The 17691-nt window shown below is 39.3% G+C and carries 18 protein-coding genes and 1 riboswitch; of the genes, 6 read left to right on the top strand and 12 right to left on the bottom strand.

What is annotated here, in order from left to right; translation table 11 throughout:
- Nucleotides 1-84: 84 nt before the first annotated feature.
- Entirely contained in the window at nt 85-639 is a 555-nt protein-coding gene (locus tag MKY45_RS03775) for a TetR/AcrR family transcriptional regulator (protein WP_042531824.1), read from the top strand.
- Between the two features lie 765 nt (nt 640-1404).
- Nucleotides 1405-2406, top strand: coding sequence for an Rpn family recombination-promoting nuclease/putative transposase (locus MKY45_RS03770; protein ID WP_341172539.1), 1002 nt, complete (start codon nt 1405-1407; stop codon nt 2404-2406).
- A gap of 356 nt (nt 2407-2762) precedes the next feature.
- Here the strand turns inward: MKY45_RS03770 and MKY45_RS03765 are convergent, their stop codons facing one another.
- Nucleotides 2763-3548, bottom strand: coding sequence for an SDR family NAD(P)-dependent oxidoreductase (locus tag MKY45_RS03765; RefSeq protein ID WP_341172538.1), 786 nt, complete (start codon nt 3546-3548; stop codon nt 2763-2765).
- 271 nt (nt 3549-3819) lie between these two features.
- Here MKY45_RS03765 and MKY45_RS03760 point away from each other — a divergent pair, with 271 nt between their 5' ends.
- Nucleotides 3820-4593, top strand: coding sequence for an acetoin reductase (locus MKY45_RS03760; RefSeq protein WP_042531819.1), 774 nt, complete (start codon nt 3820-3822; stop codon nt 4591-4593).
- Nucleotides 4594-4666: 73 nt separating this feature from the next.
- On the opposite strand, the gene MKY45_RS03755 is transcribed toward MKY45_RS03760, so the two are convergent.
- From MKY45_RS03755 to MKY45_RS03735, 5 genes are all read right to left on the bottom strand, one after another.
- A complete protein-coding gene (locus MKY45_RS03755; RefSeq protein ID WP_042531817.1) occupies nt 4667-4990 on the bottom strand; it encodes a hypothetical protein in 324 nt (107 codons plus the stop codon).
- Nucleotides 4991-5052: 62 nt separating this feature from the next.
- On the bottom strand, nt 5053-5643 hold the full coding sequence (locus MKY45_RS03750) for a histidine phosphatase family protein (protein ID WP_226894757.1): 591 nt from the start codon (nt 5641-5643) through the stop codon (nt 5053-5055).
- Nucleotides 5644-5831: 188 nt separating this feature from the next.
- Nucleotides 5832-6938 (bottom strand): 5-methyltetrahydropteroyltriglutamate--homocysteine S-methyltransferase, encoded by a 1107-nt coding sequence (locus MKY45_RS03745; protein WP_042531813.1) that lies wholly within the window; start codon nt 6936-6938, stop codon nt 5832-5834.
- A 35-nt stretch (nt 6939-6973) separates the two neighbouring features.
- Entirely contained in the window at nt 6974-7723 is a 750-nt protein-coding gene (locus tag MKY45_RS03740; protein WP_042531811.1) for a cyclase family protein, read from the bottom strand.
- A gap of 26 nt (nt 7724-7749) precedes the next feature.
- Complete coding sequence (locus tag MKY45_RS03735; protein ID WP_341172537.1) at nt 7750-8802, bottom strand: homocysteine S-methyltransferase family protein; 1053 nt, start codon at nt 8800-8802, stop codon at nt 7750-7752.
- 117 nt (nt 8803-8919) lie between these two features.
- Nucleotides 8920-9020: riboswitch (SAM riboswitch) on the bottom strand.
- Between the two features lie 395 nt (nt 9021-9415).
- Between MKY45_RS03735 and MKY45_RS03730 the strand changes: the two genes are divergently transcribed.
- Nucleotides 9416-9718 carry a hypothetical protein gene (locus MKY45_RS03730; protein ID WP_341172536.1) on the top strand — a complete coding sequence of 101 codons (303 nt, stop codon included), beginning with the start codon at nt 9416-9418 and terminating at the stop codon, nt 9716-9718.
- A gap of 278 nt (nt 9719-9996) precedes the next feature.
- Here the strand turns inward: MKY45_RS03730 and MKY45_RS03725 are convergent, their stop codons facing one another.
- The 4 genes from MKY45_RS03725 to MKY45_RS03710 form a co-directional block, all read right to left on the bottom strand.
- On the bottom strand, nt 9997-10860 hold the full coding sequence (locus tag MKY45_RS03725) for a YitT family protein (protein WP_341172535.1): 864 nt from the start codon (nt 10858-10860) through the stop codon (nt 9997-9999).
- 180 nt (nt 10861-11040) lie between these two features.
- Nucleotides 11041-11466, bottom strand: coding sequence for a GNAT family N-acetyltransferase (locus tag MKY45_RS03720; protein WP_341172534.1), 426 nt, complete (start codon nt 11464-11466; stop codon nt 11041-11043).
- 34 nt (nt 11467-11500) lie between these two features.
- A complete protein-coding gene (locus tag MKY45_RS03715) occupies nt 11501-12148 on the bottom strand; it encodes a phosphoribulokinase (protein WP_212928668.1) in 648 nt (215 codons plus the stop codon).
- Between the two features lie 67 nt (nt 12149-12215).
- On the bottom strand, nt 12216-12740 hold the full coding sequence (locus tag MKY45_RS03710) for a GNAT family N-acetyltransferase (RefSeq protein ID WP_341172533.1): 525 nt from the start codon (nt 12738-12740) through the stop codon (nt 12216-12218).
- 203 nt (nt 12741-12943) lie between these two features.
- Between MKY45_RS03710 and MKY45_RS03705 the strand changes: the two genes are divergently transcribed.
- Entirely contained in the window at nt 12944-13132 is a 189-nt protein-coding gene (locus tag MKY45_RS03705; RefSeq protein ID WP_379542154.1) for a zinc ribbon domain-containing protein, read from the top strand.
- Nucleotides 13133-13366: 234 nt separating this feature from the next.
- Complete coding sequence (locus tag MKY45_RS03700) at nt 13367-14599, top strand: CynX/NimT family MFS transporter (protein WP_341172532.1); 1233 nt, start codon at nt 13367-13369, stop codon at nt 14597-14599.
- Nucleotides 14600-14796: 197 nt separating this feature from the next.
- On the opposite strand, the gene MKY45_RS03695 is transcribed toward MKY45_RS03700, so the two are convergent.
- Nucleotides 14797-16728, bottom strand: coding sequence for a fructose-bisphosphatase class III (locus MKY45_RS03695; protein WP_042531788.1), 1932 nt, complete (start codon nt 16726-16728; stop codon nt 14797-14799).
- A 101-nt stretch (nt 16729-16829) separates the two neighbouring features.
- Nucleotides 16830-17669, bottom strand: coding sequence for an AraC family transcriptional regulator (locus MKY45_RS03690; RefSeq protein WP_042531786.1), 840 nt, complete (start codon nt 17667-17669; stop codon nt 16830-16832).
- Nucleotides 17670-17691 lie beyond the last annotated feature (22 nt).

Raw genomic sequence — 17691 nt, 5'->3', positions numbered from 1 at the left:
ATGTACGTTTCGCAACAAATAATCATTATCTGTTGGATAACAGATAGAATTTCATATTTTGTTCATAAAAGGAGTTTATTTATCATGGCACAAAAACTAGATCGCAGAAAACGTTATACAAGGATGGCTCTTAAAAATGGGCTGATGGAGCTTTTAAAAGAAAAACCAATTTCTTCGATTACAATTAAAGAAATTTGTGAGCAGGCTGATATCAACCGTTCCACATTTTACAGCCACTATGCCGATCAATATGATTTACTGACCAATATTGAGGACGAAATTATCGATGAATTAAATCAGGCACTGCTTCAGTATGACTACACGCAGGAAAAAGAAGCGCTGGCGATGTTAAATTATTTACTCAAATATGTGTACAGCCGTCATGAGCATTTTCGGATTCTGTTCAGCGAACACGGCAATAAAAGATTCACACATAAAGTCATGTTCGCCGCACAAACGCATATTATGAATGACTTTAACGGACCAGAACATAAAATGAGCGAAACCGCTGCAAAGTATATGACAATCTATTCTATCAGCGGGAGTATTACGGTAATTGAATACTGGCTGGAAAATGGAATGAAGGAGTCACCGGATGAAATGGCAAGAATTATTACGGAAATAAGTAAGCCTTGTTGAATTCAGGGAAAGTCAAACACTTTCACTAAGCTTCTTCCATTGTACGATAACATCGAAACTTGTCCATTTTCACACCAAGAACAAACGATTAAATAAGGATCAACACCAAAATCTATGGTTGGAAAATATAATTAAATGTGATAAAAGCAACTAGCTAGCGGAGAAAATACACGGAGACTCCTATGGGAAAGCGCAATGGTCTTCGGTGGGGCGAGTAATCGCAAAAGCTCTTCGATGGGACGAGTAATCGCTGTCCCAGTCCCAGTGGGAAGACCCCGCAGAAAAAAAGCGAACTTCTTTTTTTCTACCCGCAGGGCATAAGTGCGATTATGCTTCTGTCTGCGCCTGACGGCTTGCCAATCAGCAAGTCTTCTTTTCACCCGCAGGGCATAAGTGCGACTATGCTTCTGTCTGCGCCTGACGGCTTGCCAATCAGCAAGTCTTCTTTAAAGGAGATGAGCTTGGGGCCGATGGAAAGCGTAGTGTATTTCCGTAGCGGTCGCTTACAGCAAATTTATATCTACTATGTCACCCATAGATTTTGGTGAAGAGCCTTAAATGATCATTTTTCGTTCTGTATAAAAAAACATAAAAAATGCAATATGAACATCCTATTGTCATTGAAAAAGGCACAAACCTAAGTTAAAACGTCATTTATACAGCAGATTTTCACGCAGGAAATCCTATTTTACCGTTTTGCATCCCCCACTCATAGCCGCTATGATTAAAAGCAAATTTAATATTACCTGGGGGTGTGATAAAATAATGATAACCACAGTAAAAGAAAATACCGACAGCTACGATGCAAAGGATACGGATTATGACGGGCTTTGGAAAAATTTGATTGAAGAACTGTTTCAAGAATTTATGGAATTTTTCGCACCCGAGTTATACCCGGAAATTGATTTTGAAAAAGGAGCAGATTTCCCGAATATAGAACTTCTTCAATTTGTAATTAATTCAAGAAAAGGCAGAAAATATTCAGATAGGTTAGCCAAAGTGACGCTGAAGAACGGGGAAGAAAAATACGTCTTCGTCCATATTGAAGTGCAGGCTATTGGAGAGCAAGACTTTGCTGAACGCATGTTTAAGTACTTTTATCGAATCTATGACAAATATAAGCATCCGATTTATTCCATCGCCCTCTTGACGGATGCAAGTCATCAGCATTATGAAGATACGTTTCGTTATTCTTTCTACGGAACAGAATTAACTTATTTATACAATGTCTATCGTTTTTACGGAAAAGATAAGGAGAAGCTGAAAAAATCTGATAATCCATTCGCTTTAGCGGTACTTGCAGGAATCTATGTTAGTGAAAACGCCGGCAGAACAAAGAAAGACGACGAAGAAAAGTTCCAATTTAAACAGCAGCTTATCAGTATGGCACTCGAAAAATATTCGCACCGTGACACCTATCTGTCAGCCCTATTGTATTTTATCGATTATATCCTGCAGGTCCCAGCGGAATTACAGGAAAAGCTGTATGAATCATTACCAATCGCAGAAAACGAAAAGGAGGAAGGAAAATTCATGGGAATGGAAAAATTGAGAGATACCCCGACGTTTGGAAGACTGTTTAGAGAAATCGAGGAAGAGGCGACAAAAAAGGGCTTAGAAAAAGGCATGGAGAAAGGCATGGAGGAAGCGGAACGGAATTTTGCCAAAAAGCTTTTAGACAGGAACTATTCAGATGAAGAAATATCCGAATTAACAGGTCTCGAGCTTAAGGACGTAAGCGAACTCCGAAAATCGCTTGAAAATTAATGTAAGGGTAAAACGAGCAGCTCTTTTGTTTCTATTTTTATACAGAGGTAAGTTTAAACTTACCTCTGTATAAGTGTAACTGAGGTTGTTATTTAAAGGCTGGGTGATAACCCATTTTCAAAATAACAGCTTTGGTTACATAAAACGAAACTTCACTCAGTGGGAGTTTTTCGACGCACAAATGTTTCCGATGGGGCGAGTAATCGCAGTCCCAGGATGTGCTAGTGCAGACGTCGCGAACTTACTCTGTTTCCTTAGTTCCCCACTGAGTGTTAGTCGAGTGATTCAGGGAGTTAGCGTCCGTTATCTCCCGCCTAAATAAATTTATTTTTACGCTTTATTTTGAGGCGGGAGTTTTACGGACGGTTCTCCGTGATAAATTTGCTTAAATCCGGATAGCCTGTCACTGCCCAGCCACCATCTACAAGTAAGCTGGCTCCATTCACGTAGGAGGCTTCCTCGCTGACAAGGAACAACGCTGGACCTGCTATTTCTTTCGGCTCCCCGGCTCTTTCCATTGGGATACGCTCCAAATAAGCTTCATTGATTGCATCAACGTCTGTTAAGCCGGAGGTTAACGGCGTCGATACAAGCCCAGGCAGAATGGCATTGACACGAATATTGTGCTTGGACATTTCAAGCGCAGCATTTTTTGTAAGCATCTCCACACCAGCTTTCGCAGAGGAATAAGCTGCTCCGTAATGCATTGGAACATGCGCGTTTAAAGATGAAACATTGACAATTGCTCCACCGCCATGCTCTTTCATATATTTTGCTTCATGTTTTAAAGATAGGAAGACACCTTTTAAACACAAGTCAACAGTGAAATTCCAATCCTCCTCCGGCTGATCAATAATTGCTCCTGATTTCGATGCACCAGCTACATTAAAAGCTATATCCAATCCGCCAAATGCTTCTACCGTCTTGTTAACAAGGTTTTTAATATCCTCTTCTTTGGTTACATTGGTGACGACACCAAGCAGCTCCCCTTTATGCTGCTGTTCCAGCTCTTTCAGCTTTTCTTCATTTAAATCCGCTACACCTACTTTTGCCCCAGCTTCCAGCAAGTTCTGTACCATCGCATAGCCAATTCCTGAAGCGCCTCCAGTTACAATTGCAACTTTACCTGCTAATGTTGTCATACTTACTTCCTCCTTTTCTTTCTACCTTAAGCATACGCTTTTGTTTTATTATTTCAAAGTTTGCAGCTTTTAAACTTCAATTTATCGTTACATTTTAGGTGTATAAATAATCACTGAAAAATTACCTCTTAAAAGGAAACATCTTTCTAAAGATTTCCCAAAAACTTTTTCTAATTATGCATGTTTTAAACTCCTTAAAAGAGGAATAGTATAACTAGATGCAAAAACTACATCTAATTATTTAAAGTAAATTTATTTGGAGGTCTTTTCTATGTCAAAAGTGGCAATTATTACAGGTTCTGCAGGCGGTTTAGGAAAAGGTATCGCAAAACGTCTTGGTGAAGATGGTTTCAAAATCGTTCTGCATGATATTAATAAAGAGATGCTGGACAGTACATTAAAAGAATTTAAAGATGCCGGTGTAGATTCCATTGCCGTTGTCGGAGATGTGTCTAAACGAGAGGACCAATTTAATCTTGTCAAAGAAGCTGTAGATGCTTTTGGACAGCTGGATGTTTTTGTGAACAATGCTGGAGTTGATGTTGTTTCTCCATTCCTTGAAATTGACGAAAATCAGCTGAATAAAACATTTTCAGTAAACGTAAATGGTACAGTATTTGGTACACAGGCTGCTGCGGATCAATTTATTAAACAGGATACAAAAGGGAAAGTCATTAATGCATGCAGTATCGCCGGGCATGAATCCTATGAAATGCTGGGTACTTACTCTGCAACTAAACACGCGGTCCGTTCTTTCACGCATTCCGCTTCAAAAGAGCTTGCACCATATAACATTCGTGTCAATGCATACTGCCCAGGTGTTGCAGGTACAGCAATGTGGGATCGTATCGATGAAGAAATGGTGAAATACTATGACAATATGGAACGTGGAGACGCTTATAAGCAATTTGTTGACGGCATCTCCTTAGGTCGTTCTCAAGAGCCGGAGGATGTCGCTAACCTTGTATCCTTCTTAGCTTCAGATGATTCCGACTATATTACCGGACAAGCTATTATCACAGATGGCGGAATTGTGTATAGATAATAGAGGTCAGCATTGAAAGCATTAAATGTATATAAAAAGCAGCCGTATCTGATCTAGATATGGCTGCTTTTAACTACTCAAGGATAGGAATAAAATACATAACAGGATAATCACTCGGGTGGATATCATGGATGATTTTCTTTACCTTTTCAATCTGGTGAATCATACAACGAAACTCCGCCTTATAGAGAGTTTGAAAAAATTCGCTTTCTATCGGCAAAGCCATTTCCAAAGAAGCTAACTCCAAAGGACGGGAATAGTGATTGTATTTTGTATAAGAAAGTACGTTATCCTGATTGCCGTAGTGCAGAAACCCATGTTCATGAAGCTGCTCCCGCAAACTGCTGATATATTCCTCTGCAATCAGCACCTCTACCTTCACAAAATTCATTTTCATCCATATCCCCCCTTTTTTGAACATCTCTCTATTTTAAATTGATACGTTTTTTATCGCAATGATTACTCATTTACAGGCGTAAGATGGTCTGTATTATTATAATCAACCACACGCCATTCCCCTTTTTCACAAGTAAATTTTGTAATCGATGTATTTTGGAGAAAGGTAACCCCTGTACCCAGCTCTCCTTTTGAAATCACAGACAACAGACTATTGATTAATGCGCCATGGGAAACGATAAGAACACGTTCGTCCGGATATCTCACGCACACTTCCTCTAATCCTTTTATCCCTCTCTGCTTTAAATCTTCAAACGTCTCCACATTCGGGATAGCCTCACGATCAGGGAAATAACGATTTCTATCCTCTATCGTCATCCCCTCCGCATCTCCATAAGACCGCTCTACAAAAGCCCTCATTTCATGAAGCGGCAGCTGCAGTTTCTGATTAATAATTTCTGCTGTTACCTTTGCACGAGCTAAGGGACTGGTAATTAATACAGTCGGTTCAAATTGCATTGCAGCCGCGCAGCAAACTCCCGCTTGCGATTTTCCCGTTTCATTTAAAGGGATATCTGTCTTGCCTTGAATTCTTTTTTCTTTATTCCAATTTGTTTCTCCGTGGCGTATCATACAAATCTCTGTCAAAGTCATTTCCCCACTTTCGAACTATTTTTCCAGTTACCCCTATTCTAGCACTATTTCTATCTTTATATCTATTAAGTTGTGCTTGGTTGGCATGAAAAAACAGGCTCAAGGGTTCCAATCTCCCTCAGCCTGTTTGGTTGTTTATTTATTTTCCATACAATGTGATAACGCATTTTTCTTTATAAACGTGTTTTTTATTCTCCCCATATTTCTTTAGCCGTATCCACGATATATTTCAGCTTGTTCCATTGCTCTTCCTCTGTTAACAGATTCCCATGATGGGTCGATGCAAAGCCGCATTGCGGGCTGATGCATAGCTGATCTTTTGGAACATACTGCGACGCTTCTTCAATTCTTGCTTTAATATTTGCTTTATCTTCTAATTCCCCATGTTTTGAAGTAAATACACCCAATACTACACGCGGTCCGCCATTTGGAATGTAATCCAGCGGTTCAAAACCGCCAGAGCGGTCATCATCATATTCCAAGAAGAAACCATCTACTTTTTCTTTGGCAAATAAAGTAGGGGCTATTTTTGCATAGCTTCCTTCAAATGCCCATTTCGAACGATAATTTCCACGACAAAGATGCGTGGTAATCATCAAATCTTCTGGTTTGTCTTCCAACACGCTGTTTAGTACATACAGTGCCAAGTCAATAAAATACTGACGGTCCTTTCCATCTTCCGTTGTCGGGAAATTCTCTACATTTAACCCCGCAATATACACATCATCCAGCTGAAGGTAGCGGCATCCCGCATCATAAAAAGCTTTGATTGCATCACGATAGGTTTGGATGACATCCTCTGCATATTCTGCAATACTTGGATAAACCTCGGGATTTACAATTCCTTTCCCAAATAATTGATTCGGACTTGGAATCGTTTGTTTGGCAATCGCACGGTCTCCGACGATTTCTTTGAATTCCACAAACTCCTTAACATGCGGGTGATCCGGATTAAAGGAAACCTTTCCTGTGACACGCACATTATAGCGTTCTGTTTCTTCTCCAACAAATTGAAATCCTGTATCCGGCACATATCCTTCCACACCGTTTAGATGCTCTTGAAAATCCGTATGCCAAAAGCGGCGTCTGAATTCCCCGTCCGTAACAGCGCTTAAGCCGACTTCAATCTGCTTATCTACGATACGTTTGATTTCTTCTGTTTCAATCTGATGAAGATCCGCTTTGGAAATAGCTCCTTCTTGAAAGTTCTTTCTAGCTTGATGAATCCGTTCCGGCCGCAATAAACTTCCGACATGGTCTGCACGAAATGGTGCTTTCACTGCTGTTTTTGTCATGTTATTCCTTCTCCCTTTTTGGTAGATAGTATTTATTATGGCAAAATGGCAAACGATCGAACTGGAAAACCGCTTGCTTTTTCAGGCTTGGGACTAATATTGAAAATCACAGCTCCTTTTGCCGGCAATTGATCCAGATTCGTCAGCAGCTCTACTTGAAAAGTATCCTGCTCTAATACATAATACTCGCCGATCAATGAACCATTTTTTCTGGCATCCACAGCCGCATCCGTGTCAAACGTTTCATGACCCACTGCTTTAATCTGTCTTTCTTCAAATAAGAACTTCAGAGCATCGAGCCCCCATCCGGGTAAATGACTGTCTCCATTCTCATCCTTATTCTCAAATGCACCTTTATCCGGCCAGCGCTTGCTCCAATCTGTCCGTAACGCGACAAATGTACCCGCTTCAACCTTTCCATGCACCTCTTCAAAAGCTAAAATGTCCTCCACCGTTAAAATATAATCATGGTTTTCTCCGGCCGCTTCTGATTTATCAATCACAACGATTGGGAGGACAACTTCTTTTAAATCCAGCTCCTCTAAATAGCGCTGATCACGAACAAAATGAATAGGTGCATCAATATGTGTGCCATATTGTCCGGAAACACTGAACTGCTGTGCGAAAAACCCGTCATCATGCGTATATAATGTTTCAAACTCGGCATCTTTAAATGCGGCAAAATGCGGCGAATTAGGACCGAATGTATGTGTTAAATCTACCCATGTTTTTGATTTTAGTGTTTCTAACGCGTGTAAGATTTCATTTTCTTTGGTAACTGTCATGATAAGCCGCCTCCCAATATATTGTTTTACGCTTTTGTTTTGTAATCTGTGATATGATCCTGCAATGTTTCATCTTCACCAAATAAAAAGTGTTTATGCATATCTGGAGAATAAATTGAATTAATTGTTTCGATGCCGACAGCTTCCGCAACCGCACGCAGCATTGCCGGTGAAGCTCCACAGCATAAACCGATATAATTCACGCCGATGCTATGTGCTTGTTTCGCCCATTCTGCCAGCTCATAGCGGTTATGATATAGCGGATCCAGAGAAGTCGGGAAGGTTGTTTCCGTTGGTAAATGACAGCTGCACCCTCCATCCGGCAAGTTAAAGAAGGTTGGATTCTCTTCTGTTGTCCGGTATGGAATCGGCAGTGCTCCAACATACCCGTCTACTTTGTCACGAATCTTTTCTAAATACGGCTGCATCGTGCCCGGCCCCCGGAAACAGTTCATCCCAACAACCAAGGCGCCGTTATCCTCTAAAATCTTACATGACTCTTCCACTGTGTAACCATCACGTAAAATGTTTTCACCCATTAATCCCAAGGTAATAACTGCCGGTAAATCATATTTTTTAATTTCCTCTAAAGCAATCAATGCTTCTTCATGGTAATAAAAAGTTTCTCCGTTAATATAGTCAACATCCTCATCCTTACACCATGAAACCATTTCATTAAACATCGCTCTGACTTTATCCTTGGATTCCTGATCTTCCGGATTAAAAATATTGGTGTTCGATATATTTCCTGCAACCAGAGCTTCCTCTGTCGGATGTTCCTTTGCTACTTCCTTCGCTAATTTAATAGCATTTCTATTTAGAGGCTCTAATAAGTCCTCTTTACCGATAATGCGCATTTTTTCTCGGTGTGCGTTGTATGTAAAGGCAAGCACTACATCGGAACCTGCTTTCATGTAATCACGATAAACTGCCTTTAGCGTTTCCGGGTTATCCAGCGCTACTTCGGGTACAAAGGAGCCCGCCTGCAAATACCCTCTGCGCTCCAATTCAAATAAATATCCTTCCCCTGCAATAACTGTTCCTTGCTTTAATCGCTCTTCCAAACTTCTTTTCGCCATCGTTCCATTCCTCCTGTAAGCTTTTAATTATTTGGTTCGCTGCGGATAAGTCGATATAGACACGAAAAAACCTCTTCTTTCAGAAAGAAGAGGTTTTGAGTACGATATCAATGTCTCTTCTTATCTGCTAGCTAACGCTACTGGAATTGGCACAGTTCTTTTATAAGTCTGTTGCCGAGGCTTCGAAGGGCCAGTCCCTCCACCTCTCTGGATAAGAAAATGTATTGCTATTTATTTGTTGTAGATAACTATATATCTATTTGAATTCCATGTCAATAAGAAATTTTAAAAATATTTCAGCGGTTTTTGAATCGGTTTGAATGAATCTTGTAAATATCTCATATCATAGAGAGAAGTTCCAAACACGCACGGCTTTATATCTCTAAGCAGATGTTTAAATTCCGTAAAAAAAAAGGAATGTTAATTTCATGGAGAAAAATTCATAAAATGTTCAAAAAGTATAGACACACCCGAAAAATAAGCATATAATACAAATTAATTCTAAAACATGTAGACATTATATTGAATTTATTCTTCATTATTGGTATAATTAATTCTTTCGCTTTAAGAAATCGAATCAAAAAATATATTTATCATACGGAAGGGGGCGTAGATGTTGAATAGATATTTGATGATTGCTTTAATGATTATCCTTTTGCCAATGACACAATTATTCCCAGGTGTACATCACAGCTACGTTCTCACCGATCATGAAATGCTGATTGATTCCCAATCATCACCTGATTTAGGCGTTGGCGGAAATGACCAGCAAGATAAATCATTTATAGCAAGTCCAGGTTTAGTCATTACCTTATTCTTATTAGGCAGTCTCTGTTTATTCACTACGATTGTGCGGGTCAACCGTACGAAACAGCTGCTGACACCTGTTTTCTATCAATCCAATTTCGTGGTTTAAGCCTCTTTTAATAAAAAAATTAAAAATTAAAAGAGGAGGCAAAAACTATGATGATTTTCAGATTAATTGTTATTGGGTTCTTTTCACTGACTGCATTGTCCGTTTTCACTTATCAAGGTGTTGAGGTATTTCATGCAGTTGCGGATATATTCAGAGCAAAATCATAAGCTATCGTGTACCCCTTCGTACAATAAGCTTTTTCACCCTATACTAATCAAAAGGCAGCCAATGAAATGGATTCATTGGCTGCCTTTTTTGATTTAAGAGAAGTCGATGCTTTATTTAAAATTACCGCCGCGTACTTCTGACACATCATAGACAGTTACAAATGAAGTGGCATCGATATCTTGAATCGTTTCTTTCATTTTACTTTCTTCCAGTCGTGTAATCACACATTTAATTTGTTTAAATTCCTTTTTGGAGTAGCCGCCTTCTACATGCTGTAATGTACAGGCACGTCCCAGCCGGTCGCCAATTTCTTTCATCATCTCATCTGCATGCTCGGTAATGATATAAACTGCTTTTGTACTGCTTAATCCTTCTTCAATAATATGAATGACCTTGGAAGCTATGTAATAAGCAATACCGGACATCAGGGCCCCTCTTAATCCAAACACCGTGGACACTACGATAAATACAAATAAATTCAGAAATAATATTAAGTCACTCGTTCCAAAAGGCAGCTTTCGGGATAATAATACAGCAAGCATATCAATCCCATCCAACGCTCCTCCATTACGTAGTGCCAGTCCCATGCCAAATCCAATAATAATCCCGCCGACAACAGTGACAAGCAGGGTATCTCCTTCGATTTCAATAATAGTTGGAATATGTTGCATCAGGCTGGTGCTTATAGCCAAAGAAGCAATACCGAGGATAGAGAAGATTGCAAAACTCTTGCCGATTTGTTTATATCCTAAGTAAATAAAGGGAATGTTTAAAATAGCAATCAGGATTCCTAATGGCAATCCGGTCCACTGCGAACCGACAATACTTAACCCGGTTACACCGCCATCAGAAACATTATTAGGTATCAATACAGCTTCTAGTCCATACGCAGTAATGAACCCGCCGATGATAATAATCAATCCTCTTGAAAAAAGCATTGCCTTTCTTGTTTTTTTCGATTGTGCTTTCTTCATCCAATGTTCCTTTCTTCGTCATACATTTTGTTACCCTAAATTCCAATGTGTTTAGGTTCCCACATTTCACATGGAATAACCTGTACTTTTTTTAATATTATTTATTATACGCTTCTCGATTTCAAACTCAACTATTTTGCAGGTGAAAAATGTATAACGTGATAAGGACATGCTCTATCATTAAAGCTCTTTTTTAAAAACATAACTCACCTTCGAATACCCCATTCTTTTTTGATAAAACCGATGTGCATCCTGACGCTGCAAGCCTGACGATAAAGCAACAGATGAAAAATTATGTTGCTCTGCCCATTGATGGACAAATTTCAAGAGCTGTTCTCCATACCCCTTCGAATGACTATGTTCATCTGTTACTAAATCACATACCCATACAAATCTGCCATAATACAGTGTGGTCATTGGTTTAAACCCGACAACAGCAACCATTTTCATTCCTTCGTACAAAGCGGCTAAATGGTAACGATCTACCTCCACTGCTTCTTTTACAAGTTCCAGATAGCCGGATTCATCAAGATGCACTCGCAATTGACGCATTACCTTATACGCCTCCCGCCATGCTTGTTCTGTTGTTAATTCCTTTATTTCCATAAATAAGGCCCCTTCCCAATAAAATAAGCTTTGATTATTCGATTGATAATTGCTGTTTCTCTATATGCATCCCTTGTTTATCCGTAAAAAGAATAATATCTGCCTTCTCTTTCAATGGATGCATAAAATGGCTGTATTGTATTCTTCTTTCCTGATGTGATTTTTGTATATTCTCCAGATTTCGATTTCGTTCCGTAGTATCCCGACTGGAACGACGGGTTAATTCGGTCTGTCCATCCGTATAAAGGTAAATTTGCAAATCTAAATAATCAGGGTTTATAAATGCCACACTCATCCCTTCAAAAATAGTAAGTTTTTTATTTGGATCGATTAATTTACTCGGTAGATAATCTCTATCGATTGTGCTCCATTTCATACCTGCAAGCGTCATTTGTATATCACGTTCCAACGCTTCTGTATAATGAGCCAAAGGATGGCAGGCCGTCATCTTAGCCGTACGGACTTCATTTTGAAAAGTATACGTAATTTGAGTGTCTCTTCGAAGCGCTGAATGGACGATATACGGATCTGTACATATCAAATTTGCATCCTGGCAGAAAACTTGCTTCAATTGGTCTGCAAATGTCGTCTTCCCGGCTCCTCCGTGCCCTGTAATACCGATAATGATATGTTTTTCCTGCCTGTTTATCCATTCCGTCAAATCTTGTATGATATTATTCATCGTTTTCCCTCTCCATCCCTACCTTTATTTTTAGTCATTTCATACATCTCACAGCCAAACACAACGGCTAATTCATTTTCACAATACTACTGATATCCTTCCATTCATATACAAGTAAATCAAGCACGTCATCAGCAATTTGAATATTCTTTTTTTCAATCATTTCTGCACCGAACTGTTCATAGAACAAACGGCTGTCATTTTCCGACAGAACTTCAACTCGGACAGTATAGATAGACTGCTCTACAAAACATGTAAAGGCAGTTAATAATAGCATTTTCCCTATTCCTTGCCCTTGCCAGTTTTCCAGCAAGTAAACGGCTGTAATTTCACCGATACGGGCTGAATCAGCTGATTCCTTTACCGCTATATTCAAGAATCCGCCAATCTGTTCCTCCGTATCTACAGCTACAAATGTAGTGCTTTCATCAGCTTGAATGGTATTTTTCCAATTTTCTACCCTATCTTCCACTGATAATCGTTTTAAAACCCTATCTGCCATAATTCCCCGATAAGTTGTCTGCCAGCTTTCTACACTTACTTTACCAATTGCGCCTGCATCCGTAACATCTGCTTTTCTAATCAAAACCATCCTGCCCCTCCCTTAATCGCTTTACTCATTACTTTTCGCTTGCCGTACAATAGTTAGAAACATTCTAAGTCAGACTCTAATTATAGCAAATATTTTTATTTTTCCGGTAATAAAGTACGTTTAAAGCAGGTGAAACCAAGGAATAGCTTTATACGTATAAATTTATTGAAGAGGTGATGAAATTGAGAACAGGTGAAGGCTGTATGAAATGCGGAAGCCGAAATGCAGATAAAAAGGATGTATCCATGACCGGTTCAGGTTTATCCAAGGTATTTGATGTGCAGCATAATCGATTTACGGTTGTCTATTGTCAGGATTGCGGTTACTCCGAATTTTACAATACAGAAAGTTCTACGGCGAGCAATGTATTTGATTTATTTTTTGGAGGATAATTTACTCGGAAAACAAGATAAGATAATTAAATTTGATTTCTTTCTAAGTTTTTTGCAGCAGAAAAGAAGCATGGTTCCTTGAGCCATGTTTCTTTTTACGCATAAACGCTTTATCTGCTGTTCTATATAAATATACTGTACAGACGAAAAGCATCTCTTTACATTTACTAATCTCTTTTGATAGAATGATTCTCTGTATGTTTTTAAATACATTGTAAAGGAAGCCTATTTATTATGCATTTATCTAAAAAATCTTTTGCAAAAAGATACTATATCGTTTTATTACTCTTGGCAATTTTATTGATTGCAGCCACATTGCGTTCACCAATCACGTCTGTTGGTCCGCTTATTCCACTTTTCCGCGGAGAACTGGAAGCTTCCAATGCCATGATTGGACTGGTAAACACGCTGCCATTACTTGCTTTTGGCTTGTTCTCTCCCTTTGTCCCAAGAATATCTGGCAAACTTGGAATGGAAATAACACTATTGATTGCGATGGTTTTCCTGTCCATCGGTGTATTTATTCGGGCAAATGGCGGAATGGAGTTGTTGCTTTTTGGCACAATTTTAACTGGAATGGCAATCGCAGTTGGAAACATCCTGATGCCAGGGTTGATTAAGTCTACTTTTCCTTATCGCATGGGGCTGATGACTGGGATTTATTCTGTTTCAATGAATGCATTCGGAGCACTTGCCTCTGGTATTTCCGTACCGATTGCTTCCATATCCGGATTCGATTGGCGACATGCGATGCAAATATGGAGCCTCCTATCCGCAGCCGCTGTCGTCGTCTTATTACTGCGGCTTCCTGCCAGACGCTCATCTGGCAAAAAAGTGTTTGTCGACGTCAAAAGCCAGCCATCGAAAGCTATCTTCAAATCAAAGATTGCCTGGGCCGTCACCTTTTTTATGGGACTGCAATCACTGATACCATACAGTTTATTTACGTGGCTTCCGGATATCTTTATTTCGAAAGGGTTTGGGGAAAGTGAAGCCGGATGGTTAATTGCCATTTATCAAATCGGACTGATCCCAACAACATTTATTGCACCAATTATTGCCGGAAGGATGCAGAATCAGCGGCTGCTTGGCTGCAGCGCCGGATTATTATTTTTCTTTGGTTTGTTGGGAACGCTTTTCACTTCATCCCATTTAATTATTGTCTTTCTTGTATTAACAGGTGTTGGTGCCGGGACGGCGTTCAGCTTAGCCATGATGTTCTTTGTCCTGCGTACTAATTCTGCTATGGAATCTGCGCAATTGTCCGGCATGGCCCAATCTGTAGGATATATTGTCGCTTCTACAGGACCGCTTTTCCTTGGAACCATTGCTGACAAAACGGGAGGCTGGACGGTGCCGTTTATTATTTTAATGACTGCAGCTCTGATTATCGCTTTTCTCGGAACCATTTCAGGGAAGAACGAAAAGATTTCCTTTGAATCGAATAAAGAACCCGCAACAAAATAATTTATTGAGTTATTTAAATAGACGTTGCCTCTATCTATGAAGGCAACGTCTATTTTTCTTACCACCATGAATTTTTTATCAGTATTTCCATTAAAGAAATTTGCCGGGAAGAAAGTCAATACTCTGACAACCTTGCATCCTTATAAAAAACGGGTTATCTAAATAATGACATTCAGATAACCCGTTTATCTCATTCCTCAATTAATATAACGATAATCCATCAGCTGATTCAGCATGTCAATTTCATCCTGCAGCTTAGCTCCGATGTTCGTTTCCCGAACCTTCTTCCGCTCCAGCTCTTTGTCTACGACCCGGCGGACAGATAAAACATCCGCTCCATTTAAAACAACATCCTCTTTTGAATTAAAATGCTGGTGGGCGACGAGCTGCATTCCAAATGAATTATACAATAAAGTATAGCCGGCAATCCCCGTGGTAGATTGATAGGCTTTGGAAAATCCGCCGTCGATGACAATCATTTTCCCGTCTGCTTTGATTGGGTTCTCCCCATCAATTTCCTTTACCGGTGTATGTCCATTAATAATATGCCCTTGTTCCGGATCCAAATCAAATTCTTCCAGTACTTTCTGGCACATTTCTACATTTTCACGCAAATAATAATAAGGATTTTTTTCTTCTTTATGGGATGCCTTATCGGAAATAAAATAACGCTCAAACGTCGTCATTGCCCGTTTTCCAAAGAGAGAGGAATATTCTCCTGTCCATAAATACCAAACCATATCTGTCGCTAAATCATCCGTTGTTTCTTTATCTGCAAAAGAATGACGCAAATAGGTTTCAAATTTATCCAGCAGCTCTCTCCCTTTATATGCTTTTCCTTCAATCACCATCGGTTCCATATCCCCATTTTCATCGACAGGCATACAGCCATGAATCAACAGATTGCCATTATATTTAAGATATAGGTTTCCTTTTTTCATTAAGAAATTCATATGTCTTTTCAGCTTCTCTGATTGTTGTACAGAGAGCAGCAGTTTGTCAATGATTTCTTCCTCTTCCGGCAATAGCTTGGCAGGATCAGCAGGATCCACGGTAGCAAAACATGTATTTTCCAGCGAATACGTTTTTCCATAAACGGTGATTTCCTGCTTCTCGTAATCGGTTTTCTCCAATACAAGTCTTTCTTCCATATTGAAAAAAGGCCGGCGTTTAATAATCGGACTTTCCAATTTAAATTGAATCATAGCAATCGCCTGATGAATCTTGGTAATCTGCAGTCTTTCCTGATCCGAGTTGTTCTGATCTGGATTTTTTTTCGGACGAAATGCCGGATTATCATCGTAATATCTTTCTGCTAACGTAAGTAACGGCCGCAGGTTAATGCCATAAGCATCTTCTATGATATCGAGATTATCGTAGCGGGCACAAATCCGGATAATATTCGCCAAACATACTTTGGAGCCAGCATACGCACCGATCCACAGAACATCATGATTGCCCCATTGTATATCTACCGAATGATGGTCAATCAGTGTATCCATAATTTTATCCGGCTCCGGCCCACGATCATAGATGTCTCCAACCACATGCAGGTGATCAACAACCAGACGCTGCGTTGTATACGATAAGCCGATAATCAGCTTTTCGGCCTGGCCAAGCGAGATGATTTTTTCAATAATTTTTTCATAATAAGGTCTCTTATTTGTATATTCATCTGTTTTATATAATAGCTCTTCCACAATAAAAACAAACTGTTCCGGCAGCGCCTTACGCAGCTTGGAACGCGTATATTTAGAGGACGCATAGGCAATCAGGTGAATCATATGCTGGATTTTTTCTGCATACCATTCTTCCAATGCCTGCTTTGAATTGAATTGATGCCTAATGAGCTTCAGCTTATCTTCTGGATAATAGACAAGCGCTGCAAAATCATTAATGTCTTCCTCTGATAAGGTATCTTTGAAAATATCATTTATCTTCTCTCTTACCTTTCCGGAGCCATTCCGTAAAACATGCTGGAAGGCTTGGTACTCCCCGTGTAAATCACTTACAAAATGCTCTGTTCCCTTCGGCAGATCCATAATCGATTCTAAATTGATAAGCTCGGTAACTACCTTTTCTTCCCTATCAAATTTCTCCGCTAATAAATCAAGGTATTTTGTATCCACCCTCAGAATCTCCCTTCAAATTGTGCCACATTATTTTTAAATAGTATAACACTTTTATGTAAGTATTGCAGTAGTCATACGTTACTGCAATACATTTTCCCTTAAAAAAAGATAGCTCTAAATTGCTTTGGAGACATATCCACATTTTTCTTAAATGTTGTTATAAAATGAGAAGCACTATTAAAACCACATTCCGCTGCAATTTCTTCGATGGATAAATCGGTATGATGCAGCAGCTTTTTCGCATGATTCACCCGATAGTTAATCAAATATTGAATCGGCGAGCTGTCCATCGATTTTTTAAATACTCTTGAAAAATAATATGGACTTAAGTATACATAGCTCGCAATGTCCTCCAGCTTGATATCCTTTTGAAAAGCATCCTCCATATAAGCAATCGCCTGTTTTATTTTATGTTCCATCTGCTGATCGGATGGATTAGAATACTGATTCAGCTCATATAAAATCTGTTGAATATAAATCGAAGCGAGATGCTCCTCCACATTATCTTCTTCCGTCATTTTTATAATTCTCTCCATCAAATTCAGCAAAATATGCTGCTCATAAAGCTTATACACACAGCCATTTTTCGCATAAAGCAGCTCAAAGTATGCTTTGCTAGCATTCCCAGAAAAATGGAACCAGTCAAATACCGTTCTATTTTCAATGGCTCTGTACATATGCGGTTGATGACAATCTAAAAACACAAAGGAATTGCTCTGAACAACAAAAGAGCGCCCGTCATATTGAATTGCCAGCTTCCCCTCTTTGACATAAATAAACAGGAAGCTGTCCAGTGTTTCTCTTCTAATTTGATAATTTGTATTGCAATAAAACCTGCCGGAGTTGATCACATAATAAAGTGCTTTTTTTGCAAATTCATTGGTCATTGCAAAATACATTTTCGATGGCTCTACGGTTCCTTTATCTTCAATTTGCATATGCATAGCTCCTTAGATTCAG

The organism is Oceanobacillus sp. FSL K6-0251 (assembly GCF_038004725.1).
In the GTDB taxonomy this organism is placed as follows: domain Bacteria; phylum Bacillota; class Bacilli; order Bacillales; family Amphibacillaceae; genus Oceanobacillus; species Oceanobacillus oncorhynchi.
The sequence above is the reverse complement of the archived record's forward strand: the minus strand, read 5'-3'. Positions and strand labels throughout refer to the sequence as shown.